Origin of the sequence: Clostridium nigeriense (assembly GCF_050585265.1) — a bacterium.
Classification (GTDB): Bacteria; Bacillota; Clostridia; order Clostridiales; family Clostridiaceae; genus Clostridium; species Clostridium nigeriense_B.
Genome location: NZ_JBNOOE010000001.1, coordinates 1 through 19,865 on the forward strand (window position 1 = coordinate 1; position 19,865 = coordinate 19,865).

The window sequence follows — 19,865 nt, forward strand, 5'->3', positions numbered from 1 at the left end:
TTATTAATTTTGATAATATTTTTAATCTTAAATTTTATCCACAACTAATAATAGAAAAACCCTCTGTTTTTAAACAGGGGGTTTTTCAACAAACTGAAAAGCTGTGTACAACTTTAATTGTACACAGCTTTACTTTACTTAATTATGCTCTTTTCTTTTTTGATAAAAATATTCCTAATCCTACTAATATTAATGATCCAACTAGTATTGGCAATGTGTCTATTCCACCTGTAGCTGGTAAATTTCCATCATTTGGCTTTATTGAATCAATTGAATTTTGTGAAGAGCCTCCTATATCACCAGAATTGTCTTCATCTCCTGAGCCTCCATTATTTCCATTGTTTCCAGAATTATCTCCATCATCTGGATTAGTTCCATTATCTCCTGGATTATCAATATCTCCATTACCATCATCTCCAGGATTCTCTCCATCTCCTGGCTCATTTCCGCCATTATTATCTTTAGCTTTGACATTTATTTCCCAGGTAATAAATGCTGCCCCTTCATTTATATTAGCTGTAACTATAGCCTTCCCAGCACTATTAGCAACTGCTTTTCCATCTACTATTGATACTATACTATCTGCTGATGAAACATAGCTAACTGATTTTATTACTACATCTTCTGGATTTAAGCTAAATTCTAAATCAAACTCATCTCCAACAATTACTTCTAAATTAGGATTTTTAACAACAGTATTTTCAATGTATGGTATTTTACCATCTTTAGTTACAGTAACATAACAATTTAGTATTGCAGATCCATCTGTAGGATAAACTTGTATAATTGTTGTTCCTGCATTTACAGCTGTAACTAAACCATTTTGGTCAACTGTAGCTATATTTTCATTTTTAGATTTCCACTCTAATTCTATATTTGGAACATTTTCTGGATTCATTGTTGCTGCAAGTTGTTTAGTATTATTTTCAGGATCATTTAACTCTAAAGTTATTCTACTTTCACTAATATTTATTTCTTCTAATCTAACTTCATCATAATATCCAATTTCAGTTAAAATATCTTCAAGATTTTTTCCATCATAATATTCTTCGCCTTCATTAGCATCTTGATTTTGCTCATTTGTTATTAAGTAGTTTTCTACTATATAATCCATATCATTAGCATTTACAAGTCCATCAAAATTGAAATCTACAGCTGCATTCTTATAATCAACTTTTTTCCCATAATACTTAGCAACTTCAATTGCATCATGGATATCAATGACATCATCTCCATTTACATCCCCTGCATATGCATATTGATAGAATTCTGAACCTAATAAGTAGTAAACTTTACCTAAAACTTCTCCATTAGAAACTCTAGATGGTACAAACCTTCCTTCTTTTCTAAAATGTCCTGGAACATCTGTAACAACTTTGTATTCTTCAGTTGAAATTGGTAAATCAAAAGCAACATATTCATCATTATTAGCATAATACTCTAAGTCATACCTATTACCATTATTATCTTCAACCCAAATATATTGTGTTAAATCTTCAGTATACTTATTTCTTTGAACAGCATCAATAATTCCTTGTGCAATTTGAACTGTTCTGACAGATGATGTATTTTGTTTTATATTTACCCCTTCATAAGTTGAAGTATATGACATCTCAGCATAATTATCATCTTTATCTAAAACTTCAGAACTCATACATTGAATATATTCTTTATAGAACTCACATTCAGAATCATCAACTAACTTAAGTTCTACGTCTATTAGATCAATATCATCTGATATATTAACATTGTTTCCATCTTTATCCTTAACAGATAAATTTAATAGTAAACTTCTATAAAAATCGCCATCTACACTTTTTTCAAAGCTAACAGTATAACCATTATCATCGATAATTTTTTGAAGCTCATCATTAAGTCTTATATCCATAACTTCAAAGCCCTTCATATATTGTAGTTCAAAATTAAATATGCTTCCTGCTTGTAAATTATTCACTCCTATAGTTGAAATAATATTTTCGCCTTCAACCATACTGTCCTTATCTAATGTAACACTTGTATAAGGTGTACCTTCTTTAACAAAGAAATATCTTGGAGCTAAATATAAATTTTGTGAAGTTGCCATATCTGTAGCCATAGGTGAGAATTCCATCACATTGCTACTCATATCAGATTCTTCGAAGCCAATCATGAAGTCACCATTTTCATCTATTTTCAAACCAAAAGCCGGCATTCCATTTTTAAATCCACTAACTATTATATCTTTCTTACTAGAGTTATAACCCATTTCTTGTAATTCAGCTATACTATTATCATCAACATTACCATGAAGCCAAAAAGCAGTATATTCTTGACCATTATATTCTTCTGTAGTCATCATCTCTTCTGTAACTTCATATACTCCAGCTTCTTTATCTATATCCATAGTAACATCTTGATTATCAACTAAAATTCCATAGTTATACTCAAAAACTTCTTCTACTTCCTTAGAATGAGCAATAAATTCTAAAGTATATTTTCCATCAGTTAAAGCCCTCTTAATGTATGTTACTTCTCCATCTTCATCAATTGGGAAGTATGATGCTCTTGAATCTAAAGCATAAAATGAATTTCCATACCCTGCTGGAATAGAGGATAAATCTACCTTTCCAACTAATCCTATTGTTTCATCTGTTTCATAGTTCTTTACATAAATCTCCATGTAACTTAGAGGTGAGTTAACTTCAATAGTTGCACCAATTCCTGAAAGTTTTGCATAGTGCATCATTTCTAAATCATTACTTATAGCATATCTTGATAAAGTTAAACTCTTTATTCCTGCTTCAATATAAGATGCTGAGAATGGTATCTTATATTCTTCATTGCTATCTTCTGCATTAGTTAAAATTACATAACCTTCATATCTACCTAAAGTAGCAGAACTTGGAATGTTAATAGTAGCATTAAAGTCAACGCTTTCACCACTTCCAACTGATAGTGTATTTGGAACTTCTAAACTAACTCCATTTGACTCAGCATTTTGTGCTAAGGATTCTTCTCCTAAATATTTTACTGAAACATTGAAGTTTTTTAGGATATCACCATCATTTTTTAATTTTAATCCTAATGTTTTCTCCTTATTTTTACCATCAATATAATTTCTATCAAAAGATAGTGAACCTGTAATATAATCTAATTCAATTAAATCTGAATTTTCATCATATGAATTAGCTTTATCTATTACACTTACACTAATATCACTATGAACTGCCTTATATGCATCAACTCTTCCTGCCCCAACAGCATTTATTGGATAATCCCCTTTTAAATCAACACAATTGTTCATTAAAGCAACTTTAACTTCTGATGGAGTCATATCTCCATTATTATCCAACATTAAAGCAACTATACCAGCAACATGTGGACTTGCCATTGAAGTACCTGATATTCTTGAATAAGCCTTAGAATAATCAATTCCATCTTCAGGACTATTAATATATTCAGGATAAGTTGAGAATATTCCATCTCCTGGTGCTACAACATCTGGCTTAATAGTTTCATCTGATGAAGGTCCTCTTGAACTAAAATCTGCTAATATATCTGCTTCTGTTTTTGTTGTACCTGTAATATTAAGAGTTGTCTTTAATACATCTTCATTAGCCTTTGCTTCATTGATTAGAGACTTTATTTTTTCTCCATCTTCTTTAGTGATAGCTATAGATGTAACTATCTTTTTATCTTCACCAAGATAAAGATTAATCTCTTCATTTGCAATATTATTAGCTATTAATATACCTGCTGCTCCTACATTTAACGCATTGGTATGTTTTTCACTAAAAGTAATTTCTCCTCTATCTATAAGAATTATTTTTCCTTTAGCATCAATTTGAGAAAGTTCGCTTTCACTACCTAAACCACCATATACAATTTCATATTCCCCAGCAACAAAATCATCAAGTGATTCAAAATTTCTGCCAAGTAATCTACCATTTACTGAATCTCCAGTTGATAAGTTAATATCAAATGTTTCTACTTTTATATCAGTACTACTTGCTCCAACTGAAATTGCTAAAGCAGAGCTTCCTGGTGATCCTATAGTTGAAAGCTCCGGACCTGCATTACCATTTGCAACTACTGTAACGACACCAGCTAGTGTAGCATTATTACAAGCAACTGATCCTGGAAATAATGCATCTGTAGTTCCACTTCCTAAAGATAAGTTTATAACATCCATACCATCTTCAACTGATTTTTCAATTGCTGCAATTATTCCTGATGTAGCACCACTTCCATATGGTCCTAAAACTCTATATGCATATAAATCTACATCTGGAGCTAAGCCTGTAACTGCAAATTCACTTTCTGAATTTGAACCAGTAGCTCCAATTGTTCCAGATACATGAGTACCATGGGATGTATAATAAGAACTAGTTTGAATAAACTCTACTGCTCCACTTTCAAGCCAATCCTCATATGTTGTTTCCATTGGATCATTATCATTATCTATAAAATCATAACCACCTTTATAATTATCTTTTAAATCTGGATGATTATAATCAATACCAGTATCAATAACTCCAACCTTTATTCCTTCACCAGTTATTCCTTCTTCTCTAAGCTTGTCCACTCCTATTAAAGGTGTACTTGTTACCATACGAGAATTAGAATTTTCTTCATTAACAGAATAGCTTACTGCCTCTGTTGAAACTGGATCAACATTAACAACTTCATCTTTCCATATTGCTTTTACAACTCCACTTTCTAATAATGATTCTATATCTGTACCTTTTACTTCCATAGAAACACCATTATATGTGTTATAATAAGAATATTTTATTTTATATGCTTGACTTCTTTCTTTAGATTTTTCAGCTAAGAATTCTTCAAATGCCTTATGTTCATTTTCAAGTTCTTTGCTAGAATCTATATTTTTCGCCCCATTATTTAATGATTCTTGCATTATAAGTGGAAGTGAGTTAAATTCAACTATTATAGATTGATATTCCTCTGTAGTTGTATCTACCCCTTCTCTTATAGGATTAATTTTTATCTCAGCTGCTGCATTTTCAATTTCTTCTTTATACTTTTCTGCCAAGCTCTTTACTGAATTAATCCTATCATTATTGTAGTAAGCACTTGCCTTTATAGGCGTTAATAATGACATAAATACTGTCATTGCAAGGATACTAGTTGCTATTTTTAGCCCCAATTTTCGCTTTAACATATTTTTCCCCCTTTTTATTGATAATGTAAAAATCTTCACATTATTTTATTAAATATATATCAAGGTCTCGCAAATTTTATATAAAAAACGATTCCTTAATTTCAGTAGTTATAGCTTTAAAAATCATTAACTTAAATCAAACCTTTTCACATTATATATTTTTTAGTTTATTTGGAAAATAATGTTGATAGAATTAGTATATATAACAACTATATTTTTGTCAATAAATTACTTATTTTTATGTTATTTTAGAAATTTATTAAAAAATATTTTTAAAAAAATTCTAAAATATTGATTTTTTTAATATTTTAACAAAAATTTTATATATAAAATTTTATTCACTACCTTTAATTCTATATTTCGACATAAATATACAATTTTATTTTAAAAATAGAAAGCAAAATAAAAGGAACTTACATTATGCAAGTTCCTTTATTACAATTTATTTTTATTTTATAGATTTATAAATTACTTAACTTTAGGCTTTCTTTGTCTCATTATAAATATTCCACCGGCTATTAACACTCCTGCTAATACAATTATTTGAGTATTTGATACTACTGATCCAGTTGCAGGTAATTTATTATCTTGTTTTCCATCAGTACCATTTTGTTGATTTCCAGAATTATCTGGTTTGCTTGGTTCTTCTGGATTAGTTGGTTCTTCTGGATTGCTTGGATTAGTTGGTTCTTCTGGATCTGTAGGTTCAATAGGATCTACAACTTCTGGAGTCTTCTCAAATTTAGCAGTTACTACTAAATCAGATTCTACTATAAATCTATAAGTAGCCTCTTTGCTAAGTTCCTTTCCTTCTGAATCAAACCATCCTATAAACTTGTATCCTTCATTTGCAGTCGCAATTAACGTAGCTTCTTGACCTTCTACATATTTTCCTGCTCCAGCAACTGAACCACCCTCTACAGTATTTACTGTAACTGTATATTCCTTTGGTGCTGGTAATACATAATTTACAGTATAAACATTTTTACTTCCATCCTCTGCGCGAACAACTATTACTGATTTATTATTATGAATTGGTAATATAGTTACTGCTGCATTCTCCTCTGCTGATGCTTCAACTAATTCAGGTAATTTTTCTAAATTAATTGTATATTCCTTTGTAGCTGGATCAAAGTTTTCTAAAACTTCACCATCTAATTTTATTTCAGTTAAAGTATTTGTTGTTTTAGCATTTTCTTTTTCAACATATTCATAAACATTTACTTCTGATAATCCAATGCACTTGCCTAACTGTGGCTGTTGCATATAAATTCTAATGCTATCAGTATTTATAACATTATTTAAGAAATAAGTTGTTTCTCCAGAAGTATATGATACTTCTGTAGTATTTGTATGTGGTACAACTACATAGTTTCCATTTTCATCTTTATAACTAATTTCAACTTTCTTTGGAATTGCTCCACTTAAATTATCTGTAAATAACCATAAATCTAAACGATCTATATCATATTTATTCTTCCAATCAAATTGAACATACGCTCCTTTAGGTTCACCATTATCATCTGCTAAATTACGTTCATTCCAGTTTGTCCAACGCTCTTGAGTATCTGATGTATTAGCTTTAACTCCATTATTAATTGAACTTAAGTTATCTGATATTGTTGTAGGACTTTGTGATAACTTTGGAACATCATTATTTTCACTAGATTTATTTATAGCAAGATTTCTAGCTGTCTTTAATGCTGGTGCTACACGTACACTTGCTGTAACATTATAAGTTTTTCCTAGTAAATCTATAGTACCTGGAACTACTACATTAGTATTTTCCTTAGAAAAATCTAATCCATCAAGATTCCAGTTAACAACAAATTCTTCTGATTCAGAACCATTTTCAAGATAACCTCTTAATGTATTTGGTAATATTGGTGTTGTTCCTGCATAGGTAAATGTAGAATAATTTTCAATAGATGCCACATTACCTACTACATGTATATTTACAACAACTGCTATATCTGTATCTTCTAATTTACCAGTAGCTTTAAATATTTGTGGAGTGCTTAATTGAGATTTATCAAATTCATTCCAATTAACCTTTAAAGTTTCTGTTGTTCCATCACTATATCTAGCTGTAACTTCCTTTGGTAATACTGGATTCTCATCTAATGATACATAATAATCTTTTACTATATCATAAGATTCTAAATATTTATCGTCTCCAGCATTATTGACAGTATTAATACTAATTGATTTAGATTCTATACCTTCACCTGAAACAGTTAATGTCATTTTTCCAGCATCTTTAGTTGACTGTACTATAACTAAAGCTTTACCATTGAATGCACTTCTAGTTCCAGACTTATCTGTTTCTGGTTTATATCTATCAGTATCAGCTGCATTACCATTATCTAAACCAACTATTTTACCATTTCCTTCAAGAGTATAAGTTAATTCATTATTTGCACCTGATGCTATATTTCCATCTTTATCTACTAAATCAACAGTTATATAAGATAAGTCATATCCATCTGCATCTATTGTAGTATTATCTGCACTTAAATCTACAGTAGCTACATCTCCATAAGTTTTAATTATTGATCTACCTTCTGTATTAGTTAGTAAGTTACCATCTTTATCATAACCCTTAGCTTCAATTGTTCCTTCTTCATATTTAACATTAAAGCTTGGATATAATGAGTCATTATCAAAAGTATAGTACTTATATCCTGCAGCTGTTGTGTTTTCTTTTGCTGTTTTAGTTTCAATAAGTTTATTATTTACGTATAATTCTACTTTATAAGCATCTGTAAATACATCAACTTGTACATTTCCATTTGAAACTGGAATATCTTCTTCATTCCATGTAGGTAATATATGCAATGTATTTACATCATCATTCCATTGACTTTGATATAAATAGTAAACATCTTTTTCAAATCCAGCTGTATCAACTATACCGAAGTAACTTGATTTTGGAGCTGCTCCTTTTCCCCCTCCAACAGTACCTGTTCCAGTTCCATTCCAAGGTGTAGGTTCTCCAATATAATCAAAACCTGTCCAAACGAATTCTCCAGCATTATAGTCATTTTTTATTGTATATTTCCACGCATCACTTGCTGAATGTCCCCAGCCTACCTTATTTTTATCATTATCAAATTCAGGTAATTGTAAATCTGAATCACTTTGCGCGTTTTTCTCTCTTACCTTGTAATATCCTCTACTATGAACTGCACTACTAGTTTCTGATCCATAAAGTATCCAGTTAGTTTTACTATTTCTTAAACTATTAAATTGACTTTCAGTAGCATAGTTAAATCCAACTATACCTCCTTCATTAGCTACAACATCAGAAATAGCTACAGCATTTGTATTAGCAAGTCCACCCTTACTCTTATTATCTCCAATAGTAACGGGTCTAGTTGTATCTTCTTCTTGAATCCAATCAATAATATTTTGTGCAATTGTAGCATAATTAGATGAATCTCCACCAATTCCTTCTAAAACTTCATTTCCTATTGACCACATAATTACTGATGGATTATTCTTTGAAGTCTTAACCATTGTTTTAGCTTCAAATTCTCCCCAAGACATTCCTGTCTCTCCGTTAATTATTTCATTATCCTCTTCAATTGTAGTATTAAAGTATTTAGCAAAGTCATTTACATTTCCATTTTTAGAGTTTGTCCAAGTATCAAAGGCTTCATTTATTACTAAAAGTCCTAATCTATCACAAATCTCTAATAATGCTTCACTTGCAGGATTATGAGTAACACGAATTGCATTTACTCCCATTTCCTTCATTATTTCCATTTGACGTTCTACAGCTCTATAATAAGAAGCTGCACCTAAGGATCCTTGGTCATGGTGCATACTAACACCCTTAAGCTTCATATTTTCTCCATTTAACGAGAAACCTGTATCTCTGTCAAACTTAAAATATCTAAATCCAAAATCTGTATAGTAAGTATCAACTACATTATCATTTACTATAACTTCATTTTTTACCTTATACATATTTGGGCTGTCTACTGACCATAAATCAGGATTATTTACTACTGCAGTTTGTTCAAAATCAGAACTTTCGTTTGCAGCTATATTCTTAGTTAATTCTACTGGTGTACTAACTTCATCTCCATTAGAATTTATAACAGTAGTTTTAAGTTTAATATCAGTAGCTTTATCTGATTCATTTTCTACTACAGTATCAACTACTACGTCAACATTTCCACCTTTTTGTGTTTCAACATTTGGTGTTGTTACTGTTGTTCCTAAATGTCCAACATGTATTTCGTCTGTAACTGTTAAAGTAACATCTCTATATATTCCACTTCCAGAATACCATCTACTTGAAGGAATTGGGTTCTTAACCTTTACAGCTATTACGTTTTCAGTTAGTCCATCACATACTAATTCATCAGTAATATCAAAGGCAAATGCAGTATAACCATAATTATGTTCACCTACTAATTTTCCATTCACGTAAACTTCGGCATTCATATATACTCCATCAAAGTTTATAGTAAATTCCTTTCCTTTATATTTTTCTGGAACAACAAAGTGTTTACGATACCATCCAGTACCTCCAAGTAAAAACCCACTTTCAGCTTCACCTTCAACAGTAAAATCTCCTTCAATACTCCAGTCATGTGGTAAATTTAAAGAACGCCAAGATGAATCATTAAAATCAACAGCCTCTGCATCAGATTGATCACCTTTATAAAAACGCCAATCTTGATTAAATACTGTAGATCTTTCTCCATCCTTAATAAAACCTACATAAACTGTTTCTGCATTTTGTGTCTGTCTCGTTTCTGCTTTCACAGTTATTGGAATTGAACTTGTCATTACAGACATCCCTACCAATAATGCACAACATTTTTTTTGAAATTCTCTCATCTAAAATCCTCCTCTTATCATGTAATTTTGTTAGTTTATTTGAACAATATTATTTTTCTTTTTTTCTAAATAATATTGCACCAATTGAAGATAATGCAATTGCTATAGTACTAGATATATTTCCCAATTCAGAACCCGTATTAGGTAAATTTTTAGAACCGTTATTATTACTGTTATTACCGCTACTATTGTTATTATTTCCGTCATTATTGTTATTATCGTTGTTGTTATTTTCATTACCATTATTATCGTTATTAGCTACAACCAAATTATCAATAGCATTTAAAATTTCTAATTTTATGCTATCTACACTTTCCTGTGTTGCATTTTCATCACTCATTATAGTTTCTGATTTTTTAATTAGAGATTCTAATATTGATACACTTTCATTTGTATATTTATCTAGATCAATAGTTTTTGATTCTTCTATTAAATTTAATAATTCTGTTTTATCTGCTTTTACTACAAGATTTTCTATAGTACTATTTAGTATATTCATAGCCTCATTAACTTCTTCTTGTGTCGCCTCTTTATTAGATACTACACTATTTGCAACTTTTAATGCTTGATTAAACTTTTCTAAGCTTTTTGGTGTGTATTTTGATATGTCTACTTTATTTGCACTTTCTATAACTGCATTTAATTCTGTTTTATCTATTATAAGAATTAATTTTTCTATTGCATCCTTTAGTGTGTTTACAGCTTCATTAACCTCTTCTTGTGTTGCTTCTTCACTAGATGCTAAATTTTGTGCAATTATAAATGCTTCATTAAATTTTTCTAAGCTTTTTGGTGTGTATTTTGATGTGTCTATTTTATTAGCTTCTTCTATAGCTGTATTTAGTTCTGATTTATCAACTAAATCCCCTACTTTTGTTATCTTAATGCTATCAATATTCACTGTTGATTCGTTATTATTAAAAAACTTTAATTTATCTAATCCTTTATTAAGTGAAACTCTAATAGTTTTTGTTTCAAAATTAGGCTCTGTTTTATTACATTCTATTTCCCCTAATATTGATTCATCATTATTTGTATAATATAAAGTATTATTTGCTCCAGCAAAGTATCTTATTTCGATATCATATAATGCTGCTAATTCTGAGTTTACCCACATATTTAGCCATGCATTTCCTCTACTTGTATTACCTAGCCAACCTACAACTTTCCCCTCATTAGCGCCTTCTTTATTTTCTATTTCTCCACCTATACCATCTAACTCTAATTTCTCAGCTTCAATTACTATTGGTTCAGATGTTAATATAATAGGATTTTCTTCACTATTTAGCTTGCTATTTTCTGTATTCTTTAATTTAAAAATAACACTTATAGTCATATCCTTCTTTATGTTTTCTATAGTATGGCTATCTCTAGCCCCTACTGAAGCTCCATCTACTATAACATCACTAACTTCATAACCCTCATTAGGTGTAAAAGTAAATGTTTTAGATTTTCCTTCTTCTAAAGTAACTGATCCAGATGGACTAATACTACCATTCTCTCCTGCAGTAGCAGTAACAGTATGTGTAGTTTCTTTTAAATCTTTAGGTGTTACTTCAAAAACATCAATATTGGGTGAAGATTGTGCATCAGCTGTAAATATTAACTCTCCAGCACCAGCTTTTGTTACTGTAACATCAAAGCTTGTCTTTATTATAGGAACTGGATTTTGATTACCTGTTCCTGGTACTGATTTACTACCTGATTCAATATTAGTTCCACTCCAATTAACCTTATTTAGATTACCTTCACTTCTTCCTGATTGATAGGACATATTAAAAGTATACACCCCTGGCTTTTCAGCATAAAAAGGAACTCTTATCTTGTTTCCTGTTTCAAACCAAGTAACCATTTTCCCATTACTTGCTTCAGTTTTTTCTGTTATTCTTACATATTTACTACCTTCTATAGGATTAAGAGTAAATAATTCAGCTTCTAATAGCTTTTTCTCTTCTAAAGTGCTAGGTAATACAAAAGGATTTTCCTCTGTATAAGGTTTATCGATGTTAATATCATTATCTATAATAGTTACTTCTGATTTCTTATTAAATCCTATTATCGCCCCATTTGTAGGAGTATCAATATTACAATAGAATTTTACATTTCCGCCCTTTTCTTCATTATCTATAGTTTCAATAGAAACCTTAGCTGTTGTTTGTCCATCAGCAAATATTATTGTTTTAGTTATATCCTTGTAATGTCTACCGTGAACAGCACTATCTGGAGAAGTGGAAAAATGTACTGTAGCTTCTCCCTTACTTCCTCCTACTCTTTTTATAGTTATTTCTTTTGTTTCACCTTCATTAACTGTATAATTAGTATCTTCTATTTCAAACATTCCTGCTGCATTATTATTTAAATAATAAGCACCATCTAATCCTATAAATGCACCTGAAGATGAGGCATTCTTTTCTCCTTTAATAACTATTTTCACCGTATGTTGTCCATAATCTAAATCATCAGTTTCATATAAGATTTGAGAAATTGATCTTTTTGCATTATAAGTGTCCACATCTGAAACCTTTTTACCATCAACCCACACTTCCATAATTCCATGTCCTGGATCAAAAGTCCCAATAACCCATGCTTTTGTTCCTGTAAATGTAAAACTTGCATCTTTTCCTTTAGTATTTGAATACATTCCAGTATTTCCTATACCAATATTTTCTTGGGTCCAACTATTCTTATTTTCAAAATTTACATTATCAATAAAGTCTGTACCAGATGGTACTACTGATTTCACTTCAAAATCTTCATCTGCCTTATAAACTTCAACATTTTCAATTAATGGTACAGCTAAAGAACTCTTAATATTTATTCTAATTTTAGTAGCTTTTACTGGTGCACTTCTAACTAATCGTTTTGCTCCTATTGTATATCCTTTTCCAAATTCTTTCCATTCTCCATCAGAATACGTTTCCACTGAAAATTCTGACACTCTTTGTCCTAGCTTTATATATTCTTCAATAGATACAATATCAAAAGTCTTTTCTCCACCTAAATCTATTGTTATATTTCCGGTAGTTTGTCCATCATCCATTGTCCAATAAGTATCATTATTATCATCTAATACGTTATTTGCACTGTAATCATTGCTATTTCCTCTAACTGATGAAGCTGTAGCACTAGTTGTTGTTGGCTCTGCTAAATTTTCATCAAATGAGTTATTAATAGCACTTGAAAACTCCTTTATTCTAGCAATATCTTCTGATGTAAAATGTCCTGTTTTGTCTGGTGCTACATTAAGTAACAAAGGTTGACCTCTTCCTACTGAACTAAAGTATATATCTGTTAATTGCTCCATAGTCTTTGGGCCATTTCCTGAATGCCAAAACCATCCACTTGTTAATGATACATCGCATTCTCCTACACTCCATATATCACCATTTGGATCTCCATTATTAAGATATTGATTTTCATCTCCTGCGCCTGAGTTATATCTATCTCTTATGCGCTTTTGGTTAACTTTTGACCAAACTGGATCTCCTGCTTTTCCTGATTCATTACCTATCCATCTTACAGTTGAACCATATGGACTAAATACTACAGCACCAGGTTCTAATTCTTCTATTAAATCAAACCATTCTTCAAATTTATAATTTTGAGCTGCTGCTCCACTTCCTTTAGCACCATCCATCCAAACTTCAACAAATCTTCCGTTATTCCCATACTTATCATTTCCTAGTATCTCTCTTAATTGACTCATATAAAATTCATTATAATCACCATTGCTATCTGTTTCATCATTAGTCCCTGTTCCATAGCCATAAGAAGGTGCATTAGCATCCCATGGTGATAAATAAATTCCCATATCCATATCGTACTTAGTGCATGCCTTAGAAACCTCCTCCAATACATCCCCTTCTCCACCTTGAGTAGCTTGCCAATCAGTGCTCTTTTCTATATCATGTTCTGTAACTGCACTTTTCCATATTGCAAATCCATCGTGATGCTTTCCTACTATAATAATACGTTTGAATCCTGCATCTTTTAATGTTTTTACCCATTCATCTGCATCTAAATCTGTAGGATTAAAAGTATTTGGATCTTCTTTTCCATTTCCCCACTCACTATTTGTAAATGTATTCATCCCAAAATGAATAAAAGCTGCCAGTTCTTCTTCATGATACTGTAATTGAGACTCATTAGGTGTTGCACCAAATGCTTCTGGTGGCTTTACAGTATTAAGTTCAGCAGCAATTGCAGTTATAGGTAGTATTTGACATGCCATACCTGCACTAATTATAGTAGATACTAGTTTTTTTACCCTTTTCATATATTTTCCCCTCCATAAATCTTATATAAAATATTAATTAAATTTTACCCACTCAATACCTCTGATATTTTATCCCTTCATTTCATTTTTAGTTTATACTCAATTTATTCCATTAAAGTATAGCATTAATAATAATTAATTTGTTATCATTTGATAAACCTATTAGAAATTTATAGATTTACTTAAGAATTTTTATATATTTATTTATAAATAATTAGGTCTCAGGGATTTCCCCTGAGACCCGGGGAAATGAAAATTACTTTCTTCTTCTTAAAATAGATCCAGCACCAACTAGTAATGTTGCAATTCCTGCTAATGCAAGTGCTGAAGTACCACCTGTTATAGGTAGCTTGCTAGAATCATTACTTCCAGATCCTGATGTATTGCTACCATTGTTGCTTCCATTATTAGAATTATTATCTTTTACTACTAGCTGATCTATTGCTTGTTGTAGTTCAAGCTCTGCTTTTAATATATCTGCTTCTGTAGCCTTTTTATCCTTCAATACTTTCTTAGCTTCTTTTAATTTTTCACTAAGAACCTTAAAGCTTTCCTTTGTATAATCTTTTTTATTATATTTTTCTGCTTTATCAATTAAAGCTTTAAGTCTTTCTTTACTTGGTTTTAATTGTAATTCAGAGAAAGCTTTAAATAGTTCATTATAAGCCTTTGCAACTTCTTCTTCAGTTGCATTATTATTTAAAAGTACTTCTTTAGCTATTTCTAATTTATCTGATAAAGCCTTCCATGAATCTTCTGTATAGTTTTCACTATTTAAATTCATTATTTTTTCCATTAAAGAAGTTAATTCTTCCTTAGTGTTATTTTCTAATGCTAAAGCTTCTATAGCTTTACTCAATCTAGTTACTGATGCATCTATAACATCTTGTGTTACATTTTTATCTGCTAATATAGATTTACCTTCTTCTAAAGCTTCCTTAAATTCAGTAACTAATGATTTATCTTCTACCTTTGAAAGATCTTCTTCAGATATTGAGCTTGCCTTATCAACTAAAGCTTGTAATTGCTCCTTATTTGCAGGTTTTGTTTCAACTACAACTAAAGAATCAATAGCTTTATTAACATCATTTATAGCCTCTGTTACCATATCTTTTGTTGCATCAGCATTTGCTAAAATAACATTTGCAGATTCTATAGCCTTTTTAAGAGCATTAATTGTTGCTTCTGTGTATTCTATATCACTTTCTATAATAGTATTTGCTTTACTTATAACAGCTGTTAAATCTTGAATGTCAACTAATCCAGTGATTGCATTTAATAATTCTTCTCTAGCATTATCAATATCATCTTGAGATGCACTTTCTGCATTGTTTAATACAGCTTTTGCCTTTTCTAAAGCTTCTGTAAATTTATTAAAGCTTCCAACTGTATAATTATCTTTTACATAATTATTAGAGGATTCTACTAGTTGTTCTAAATCAGTTACATTTGGTAGATTGTTATCATTAATTGTAACTAATTCATAAATAGTAGGGGCTTTTCCTTCCCAATCAATTCTTATTTCATAAATATTCTCATATTTAGAATTTACAATTTCATTTAAACTCTTATCTAATGTTCCAATTTGATTCCAAACTTCTTCCCCTGCTTCATTATATCCTGTTCTAACCATTACCTTAGCATTTGAAATATCATTACCACTTTGAACAATATTTATCTTCTTCACATTAGTATTTTCAGATAAACGATATGTTAAGCTTCCTGATTTTATTTGTCCATTATTAGTATTTGGCTTATAAGCTGTAGTTAAGTTTCTATCATTAATATTTGATGGCGCAAAGCCTTCTAATTCTATTGGATTAGATACATATGTTGGATTATTAGAATTTGAAATATATTCTCCATCATTTATTAAAATTTCACTTATATTAACCCATCTATGCATGTAATTTGCTGTAAATAATATTCTTACATATCTTGCTTCCTTAGCTGAATCTAACTCACCTTTTACAAAGGCATGAGATATTGGTACTATAGTTGTACTATCTCCATGATTATATCCAGCATCAACTGGCTTAGAATTAATATCGCTATTACTATTTTCAACACCATCTCCAATAGTTATTACATCTGTCCATTCCTTACCATCTAATGATATTTGGAATTTAGCATCTCTTAAATAATTTTTTTCTGTGTCTAATACGGCATAAGTAAGATTACTTATATCAATAGTTTGTCCTAAATCAAACACTATGCTCTTATCTTTTATAGGGAAAGAATCAAATGATGCTGCTGTATTAAAGTTTTTATCAAATATTGATGATACATTTCCATTAATATTAACAAATGATGAATCTAAAGATATTGGATAAACCTCATTAGATTTAACTTCAAATTTATTTAAATTGAAAGTAACATCCTTATTAGCTATTAATCTAATATATCTTGCATTTTCTAAATCACTTTTACTTTGTAAATTAACATCATCCCATTCTTTTTCATTCATAGAGCTTTGTAGTGTTAATCCATCCATACTTGATACTTCTAAAGCAATTTCGCTTAGGTCTTTTATTCTATTTAACTTTATTCCTACATACTCATTTGCATGTAAAGTTATATTTTCTTTTGGAAGTAGCTTAGTTAATTCTTCGCTTACTAAAAGTGAATTTAATTCAACATCAGTATTTGTATATACATACTTACTGCTAGCTTTAACAGCTTCTTTAACTGTAAATTCACTAAATTTAATCCAACTATTTTTTAACTCTAAGTTTCTTATTCTGATATATCTAGCTTCAAGATTATTTAAATTAATATCAAGAACATCTTTACCTTCTGAATTACCTGTATAGCTTGAATAACCCTCTACTGGAGTCCAATCATTTCCATCAACTGAAGTTTCAATTGCATATTTAACCAATTTATCTCCACCAGAATTTCCAACAACTATATGAGTACTTTCAAGATTTATTACTTTTCCTAAATCATAGCCTAAATAATCATCAACTAATGCTGCATCTGGATCTGTTGGTCTATTTCCTCCGCTACCATATGCTTTATCTGGATCATACCAAACAAAACTATTATCATCTCCATCATAAAGACTTTCTTCTATACCTTGGTATATTCCCCATGGACTAGATTTAATTACAGTATAAGTAAATCCTCCTAGTGTTTCTTCAGAATCACTCTTATTTACAGTAATATCCTTAATTCCAAACCATTTATTTTCTCTATCTTTAGTTGCAATAACTCTAACTCCCATTGCATCTAAATTTAAGCCTTCTATAGTAATTTTACTTGGTGTTGTATATACTTTTCCCGGCTCTAAGTCTATCCACTCTTCACCATCAACTGTATATTGAACCTTAGCTTCTTGCATTGTATCTTCTGCATTAGCAATAGCACCTAAATTAAACTCTATATTTTTAATATTAATTACTTTATTGTACTTAATACCAATATAAGTACCTGTTGCTATACTTGCTGGATTTTTATAAACAATTTCTGTTGATTCCTTATTATCTAGAACATTATTTAGATTTCCTGTTGGTACATCTGTTCTATTAGTAATAACTGTTGCTAAAGCTCTATTAGGATCAATTGTACTTGGATCAACTATTCCTAAAACAATAGGTTCTAAATATCCTTCTAATGATTCAATAAATGGTACTATATGTTGAACCCCAACTTCTGCATATTCAGTATGGTCTACATAATTAAATCCATAAGTTTTTGACTTTTCAAAAGCTGTTTGTGCATTAGAATAGTTTATCCAAACATCATTATTATTTCCTTCTTCATTTGAAATAATAGCATTTAAGTATCCAATTGCAGCAGTTGTTGTATCTTCAAAGCAATTTAACCAATAAATTATTTGATCTCTTGTCTTTTCATTTCCTGGATTATTTTTATAGTAATTAGCTGCATCCTTAAGCTTTGTAAATTCTTCAATTAAAGCTAGTGCATCTTCTTTAACATTTTTACCTGCTTCATATTTTTCTTTAAATGCTTTTAATTTTGGAGCTAATTCAACAGATTCTTCTAATGAAGTAACACGATTATCCATATTTTGATTAATCATGTGCTTACTTATTTCTCTTAAGGCACTTGAAGCTTCTGTTTCTATAGCTGTATTATGATCCATATATTTAAATGAATCATTCCAATTCTTATCTGCTTGATCCTTAGTCTCCCAAATATTCCATGAGTAATCTGCAACTGCAAATAAAGCTGATTTATTTGCCTCTGATTGTTGCATTGGGTTTAACATTATACCTTCAATAAGTGTAGGATCTACTCCTGGATGTAAGAATGTATCATTACCACCCATAATTAAATGTTTCTTAGAATTATCTGAACATGGCCAGTTAATCCAATAATAAGGTGCTCTACCTGTATTATTTTTAAAAGTTTCTGAGAAGCTTTGAGCTACTTCCCCCCATACTTTTCCCCCAGTCATAACTAGTTGAACATTTTCTGGTGCTTGCTTTAAATAACTAAACTCTGTACTTGAGCCATTTCCCATATAATCAAAAGGAATATATGGTAATGTAGTTTTCATATCAGGATATTGAAGCTTTACTTCAGTTTGTAACCAAGTTGTTATATCATTTACTAATCTAAGTCCTAGTTCTCCCCCTGGATTAGTAAAGTCATCTGCTAGTATTGCTACTTGTCTAACACCTTGATCTATAACCTGCTTAAGCTTAGCCTTTAAATCTGCTAAATCTTTATCATAATTTTTTGCACTAAAGGCATCATTTGATGGAAATGGATGAATTCCATAAACAAATCTAGTTTTAGAAGCATTACCTGCATCTGCTAGCTCTTTTATCCACTTTAATTCATCCTCAGTATAAAGTGTACGCCACTCTGTTCTATGCTTAGGATCATCCTTTGGAGCATAGAAATAAGCATTTAACTTATAGTATCCACCATAAGTCATAAGATCTACTCTATCTTGAACTGACCATGGATTTCCATAATATCCTTCTATAAATCCACGCGTTACAACATTTGCGTAATCTTCTATTTTAAAATTTCTAATCTCATTATTATCTATTTGATTTATTACATGGTATAAAGTAGTTAAGCCATAAAATGCTGAATCTGTATCTTTTCCAAGAACAGTTATAGTATTATTATCTACAGCTAAAAAGTACGCATCTGTTTTACTAAATAGATTTTCTGTTGATATATTATACTTATCAGCATAAGTGTCGACGGATTCGCTAGAGTTTTCAATTCCAACTAAAATATTAGTCTTGTTATTAACAATTTTATTAGAAGTTGAAACTTCATAACTAATATTATTAGCTTTTAAAATTTCATCTTCTAATCTAGCTTTTGTATATTCATCTATTCCAGATTCATATACAACATTTACTCCATTAGTAAGATTAGTAATACCCTCTTGATATTCTATACTTTGTGGAGCAGGGTAAATTTCGTATTCATTACTACTATTAGTAGTAACTTCAGCTGTAGATGATTCATTAGTTTTAGTCTCTGCTGATACTGTAATAGTACCTAGCATATTAGACAATACCATTGCACCTGTTAGCATTACTGATAAATATCTTTTAGATTTCTTTATCATAATTTAACCTC

The 19,865-nt window shown here is 30.2% G+C and carries 4 protein-coding genes; all 4 read right to left on the reverse strand.

Going from position 1 to position 19,865, the window contains the following annotated elements:
• Window positions 1-142 precede the first annotated feature (142 nt).
• The 4 genes from ACQPVP_RS00005 to ACQPVP_RS00020 all read right to left on the reverse strand — a co-directional run bounded on the left by ACQPVP_RS00005 (window position 143) and on the right by ACQPVP_RS00020 (window position 19,854).
• On the reverse strand, window positions 143-5,161 hold the full coding sequence (locus ACQPVP_RS00005; RefSeq protein ID WP_430846004.1) for a S8 family serine peptidase: 5,019 nt from the start codon (window positions 5,159-5,161) through the stop codon (window positions 143-145).
• Window positions 5,162-5,629: 468 nt separating this feature from the next.
• Complete coding sequence (locus ACQPVP_RS00010) at window positions 5,630-10,015, reverse strand: glycoside hydrolase family 2 TIM barrel-domain containing protein (protein ID WP_430846006.1); 4,386 nt, start codon at window positions 10,013-10,015, stop codon at window positions 5,630-5,632.
• A 49-nt stretch (window positions 10,016-10,064) separates the two neighbouring features.
• Window positions 10,065-14,291 carry an alpha-L-fucosidase gene (locus ACQPVP_RS00015; protein ID WP_430846008.1) on the reverse strand — a complete coding sequence of 1,409 codons (4,227 nt, stop codon included), beginning with the start codon at window positions 14,289-14,291 and terminating at the stop codon, window positions 10,065-10,067.
• A 256-nt stretch (window positions 14,292-14,547) separates the two neighbouring features.
• The gene (locus tag ACQPVP_RS00020) at window positions 14,548-19,854 is read right to left on the reverse strand and encodes a beta-N-acetylglucosaminidase domain-containing protein (protein ID WP_430846010.1); all 5,307 of its coding nucleotides are present in this window, start codon (window positions 19,852-19,854) and stop codon (window positions 14,548-14,550) included.
• Window positions 19,855-19,865 lie beyond the last annotated feature (11 nt).

Coding starts and splice junctions, on each gene's coding strand:
- ACQPVP_RS00005 (WP_430846004.1), bottom strand. CDS start 5,161: ATGTTAAAGCGAAAATTGGGGCTAAAAATAGCAACTAGTATCCTTGCA.
- ACQPVP_RS00010 (WP_430846006.1), bottom strand. CDS start 10,015: ATGAGAGAATTTCAAAAAAAATGTTGTGCATTATTGGTAGGGATGTCT.
- ACQPVP_RS00015 (WP_430846008.1), bottom strand. CDS start 14,291: ATGAAAAGGGTAAAAAAACTAGTATCTACTATAATTAGTGCAGGTATG.
- ACQPVP_RS00020 (WP_430846010.1), bottom strand. CDS start 19,854: ATGATAAAGAAATCTAAAAGATATTTATCAGTAATGCTAACAGGTGCA.